The organism is Viscerimonas tarda (assembly GCF_054601255.1).
This window is the reverse complement of record NZ_BAAHWV010000076.1, coordinates 1-4,885: the sequence shown is the minus strand read 5'-3', so window position 1 is coordinate 4,885 and position 4,885 is coordinate 1. Positions and strand designations below refer to the sequence as shown.

Annotated in this window: 4 protein-coding genes and 1 pseudogene; all 5 read left to right on the top strand. The window is 40.7% G+C overall.

Translation table 11 applies throughout. From position 1 onward, the window contains the following. Positions 1-833, top strand: an 833-nt coding sequence (locus ACYPWY_RS15555; RefSeq protein ID WP_459686462.1) for a M91 family zinc metallopeptidase, incomplete at its 5' end; no start/stop codon positions are given. A 74-nt stretch (positions 834-907) separates the two neighbouring features. Next, a complete protein-coding gene (locus ACYPWY_RS15550; RefSeq protein WP_459686461.1) occupies positions 908-1,309 on the top strand; it encodes a hypothetical protein in 402 nt (133 codons plus the stop codon). Positions 1,310-1,909: 600 nt separating this feature from the next. Further along, entirely contained in the window at positions 1,910-3,199 is a 1,290-nt protein-coding gene (locus ACYPWY_RS15545; RefSeq protein ID WP_459686460.1) for an RHS repeat protein, read from the top strand. Between the two features lie 9 nt (positions 3,200-3,208). After that, positions 3,209-3,730 carry a hypothetical protein gene (locus tag ACYPWY_RS15540; protein ID WP_459686459.1) on the top strand — a complete coding sequence of 174 codons (522 nt, stop codon included), beginning with the start codon at positions 3,209-3,211 and terminating at the stop codon, positions 3,728-3,730. A gap of 217 nt (positions 3,731-3,947) precedes the next feature. After that, a pseudogene (locus ACYPWY_RS15535) lies at positions 3,948-4,885 on the top strand (hypothetical protein); the annotation flags it as partial.

Genomic DNA, 4,885 nt, shown 5'->3' with positions numbered 1-4,885 from the left:
CTTACGGCAAGGTAATCGGCAATCAGGAGAGTTATGCCGAAGGCTTTCAACCTTATAAGTTTGGTGGTAAGGAGGCTGAGCCTATGTTTGGATTGGGCCTGTATGATTTTGAGGCCAGGCAGTTGGATGGGTATGGAGGGTTTACTAGTATGGATCCGCTGGCGGAGAAGTATTATTCGATTAGTCCGTATGCTTATTGTTATAATAATCCGGTAAAATACATTGACCCGGATGGCAAAGAAATAAAATTAGCAGGCACAGCAGCAGAAAGACAAACTACTCTAACTCATTTGCAAAGACTTACAAATGACAGGTTAAGTATGCGTACTGACGGCACTGTAATAATCGTAAGAATGGGAGGCGAAAATTCAGGTAAAGCATTAACTTCGGGCAGCGAACTAATCCGAGATTTGAATAAAAAAGGAGACGGTGCAAAAACTGTCACTATATCTGTTGGTACAGGTGGAAATACTGAATCACACCTTATTGCTAATTCAACCAATGGAGTTGGCACAGACTCAAATGTTACTTTCGACCCAACGTCAAATCCTTCAATTCCAACCAAAGACCCGACAACAGGGAATGTATCTGGGGCAACAAGACCTAACGAAATAGGTTTGGGACACGAACTTATTCACGCAGACAGGGCAATGAAAGGAAAATCGGAAGGTAGTGCAACATCCACTCACACATATAAAGACGCTGCTGGAAATACAGTTACACAAACTGTACGAAAAGAAGAATTGGAAACGGTTGGAGTACAGGGAACTCATAAATACAATGAAAACAAATTAAGAAAAGAACAGGGATTAAATGAAAGGGGGGCGTACTGATGAAAACTGTCTTTGGGGTTCTCTTGTGTTGTTCCTGTTTGGTTTCGTGTCATTCTCAAACAAAAAACAAAGAAATGAAAACTGATTTGAATTTATCATTGCTCTTTTATCCTTCAATGTCGTCAATAGACCCTATTTATTCCATAGATATTATTAACGACAGTTTAATCGTCAAGCAAAAACACCATGAAAACAAGGAATATAGAGGCAAACTTATGGACAATCAATGTGTAGAAATTAAGAAAATGATTTCCGCATTAACTCAAAAATATGACAGGGCGGATAATTGGGCAAATGACGTTTGGGGTTGTACATTGAAAGTTGATAATCAAATTTATTATGAAGACAATCATTTTTCATTCATTCCACGTTCCAAAGAAACAGGTTGGCAAGCACCGCCCGAAGAAATAAAATTACTGATTGACTTTATTGTAAGTTTATCGCCTATTCCGATAGAATTATATGGTTTTTCATAGCAAACAAGACAGCCCGCTTCGGCGGGTTGTTTGTTTTATAAATCTTGCTGCGCAGCAGCTGCTGTAACTAACACTACTATGATTTCATTTAGAGACATATACAATGCAATTTCTAATTTTTTCTTTGGCGATGGAAACTAGACTAACTAGAGTAGAGGAGACGAAATTATATGCATTCTTGAGGAAGTTATATCCTTACCTGGGTGTAGTTCTTGTTTGTTCAGGCATTCTATTTATACATTATCGGAGAATTTGGATAGATGAAAATTACCCTCCTTTAGGTAGCATTGCGACCGAATTTTCCGGCAAGATAATTAAAAGTACTACTGCGAGAGTTTATAATGGTACTTACTTAATAGAATTGGACAATGGCGTTAGATTTTTGTTAGGAAGTCATACTACTAATTACGATTATCAACCCTCCGATTTATATGCTTTATTAAGCATTGGAGATTCTATTTATCATCCGAGAAATAGAGATACAGGAGGGACGCTCTATGTTTATCGCAATGGTAAGGAGTATTATTTCGTCCTGGGTAAAGTCATAAATAAGAAACAGGAACCATATTACCGGAAATATTTTCATAAGAAAGAATAAGGATGGAAATCCGATATAATTCATTAAATTTGCCCCGGCAGATAGATATAGTCAGCCCCGTGGCAGAGGCGCGGAACGAGTATATCTACTCGGCAGCAGGTCAGAAATTGCGGCTTACACAGCGGTATAATCCCAATTTCCAGACAACACCGGTGATAGGTTCTGGAGTGAACGAATCGGCGTTGACGCAGACGAAAGTAACTGATTATGTGGGAAGTGTGGTGTATGAAAATGGCGTTCAGAAAAAAATACTTACGGATAACGGCTATTACGACCCGGCAGCGAATAAGTTTTATTCCTACACCAAAGACCATCAGGGAAATAACAGGATAGTGCACTCCACGGGAGCAGTCTCAAGCATCGTCCAGCAAACGGATTACTACCCGTTCGGGATGCCGTTTTATACTGGCATCACCGGTCAAAGCGTCCAGGCCTACAAGTACAACGGCAAGGAGTTTGATACCATGCACGGGCTGAATTTGTATGATTATTCGGCCAGGCAGCTGGACAAGGTAGTACCGAGGTTTACAACTATGGATCCTCATGCTGAAAGTTATTATAACTGGTCGCCGTATGCGTATGCAGCGAATAATCCGATTCGGAATGTTGACCCTGACGGCAAAGAAACTCGTGTTGCTCAAAATGACGATGGGACATACCGAGTTATCGGCGGGGAATTGAATAAGGACAGAAACATTTATGTCTATACACAAGATAAAGACGGCAACTATACGGTAAGAGGTAATTCTATCGGCATTTCAAGTTCTACCACTTCTTTTTACAATAGTGATGCAAATAGCGGCAAAGGTGCGTGGGCAGTAGGTAGCATTATAAACCCCAGCGACCAAAGCGGACTAAATTTTTTAGATAATATTATTGGCAATAACCCGCCAATGTTTAATGATTATATCGCCAATGCCGGCAACGGTGAAAAGTATGATCTTAAAACAACTAACGGAACAGACAAACCGATAGCGGGAATAGACGAATATAGAGGTATGCCAATCGGTGGAAATAAAAACACAGGAGTAACTACATATAGTTCTGCACGAGATATTGGTAATATGGCAGCGGGTTATGTCGCAGGCGCTAATGGTATGTCGTGGGAAGCGTCAAGAGTTGCCTTTGACGCATATCAATCAAAAGTAAGCGAAAGACCAACAATAGAAGGCATATCAACAAGAAACGCCGAATATTATGGTTGGCGTGTCGGTAGCAACATAATGAATAATACACCAACTCAAAAGGCAAATAATTTATTGCGGAGTATTTGGAATTGGGTTACAAAATAGGAGGCTGTTATGAAAAAGAAACTTATTATTGTTCTTTTGCTGTTGCCGTTATTATGTTTTGTAGTATTCATAGCGTATTGTTATGTTTCTGCTGTCATTGAGAGCAACAAAAAATACTATTTTCCACAAATAGAAACTTATTTGAAAGTGTATAAACCACCCTTTAATAAGTATGGGTATGTAATTTTTAGTAACGATAGTTTGTTGTCATTTTCCGAAAGCACTGATTTTGTAAAAATCAGCAAATCGGAAACAAGTTGGGTTAGTTTTATATTCAGCCCTTTGGAAAACAACAAAATTTACATTGTTGATAGGTGGAATAATGCACAAATTAATCAAGTAAATTTCATTGTAGAGAAAATAGGCATACAAGATACAATCTTTTTTGAGCAGGAATTTATCGCAGGGGCGAGTACCTACATTTTGAAACCGCAGTATTTTGAAATTTCTGTTGAAGGTTTTTTGCAGTCGGTATTTTATACTGATTACAATATTGGCGAGTATCCAATAAAGGCAAAACCAATAAAATAATTTATTACGGCAGCCCGCAAAAGCGGGCTGTTCTTTTTCTTTTTTTTGGGGAGGGATTTTTTTTGTGGCAAAGCCACAAAAAATTACTTTTTTGGCATTTTTTTTGCCGTTTTCGTTCCGTTCCCGCTCGCTTTCTCTCTGTTTTTTGTCCGTTTTTCCTCTGATTTTTCGGCTACTTTTGCCCGATTTTAGTTAAAGTTTATTAAATCTCGCTTTTTTGCAAAAAAGTTATCAACAATCGCTTTTTTTAAATCCCTGGACTGTTAGCAACGGTATAGGGAAGGCTGTTTATACGGGCATGGACGATATGTATGGCGGCTACGAGCTGGAAGGTATTGGCTTTAGCTGGGACAACCTGACGCTTCACACGATAAACTATTACGACAATTACAATTTCCTGCCGGCAACCACCCACCCGCAGGCATACGATGCCCGTGCCGGTTATGGCGCGCGACATGGAACAAATGCCGATCAGGTAGCGGCAAGAGGGCTGTTAACCAAAACTACGACGTACGTGTTGGGAAGCCCCGGAGGGGTGTTCACAACGGTTTTCTACTACGATTACAAGGGACAGCTTGTACAGAGTAAATCGACTAACTTGTTGGGCGGGGTCGAAAGGGAATATCTTGCCTATAACTTCACCGGCCAGGTAACAAGGAAGCTGCACGAGCATACGCCATCGGCTACGGGAACGCTGGTCAGCGAGTTATACACCTATACTTACGACCATGCGGGACGCATGACCCAAACCAGGCACAAGCTCAATAACCAGACGGAAATCATTCTTGCACAGAATACTTACGACGAGCTGGGCAGGTTGAAAACCACGGCGCCCAAAAACAATACAACTATGAAGCTCACCTACACCTACAACACCCGCTCGTGGCTGACAAACATATCGGGAACGCGATTGTCGGAAAATATCTATTACAATCAATCAGCGTTTGGCGGCACACCTCGCTACAACGGAAATATTTCGACAGTACTTTTCGACAATTATCTGGGCTACAACTATACCTACGACAACCTGAACCGCCTGACCCAGGCCCAAAGTATTATGACTGGAGATTGGGGAACAAGTTATGGTGCATACGACACTCAATACACCTACGACAAAAACGGAAATATGACCAGCCTGTTCAGGCTGTCGGACTT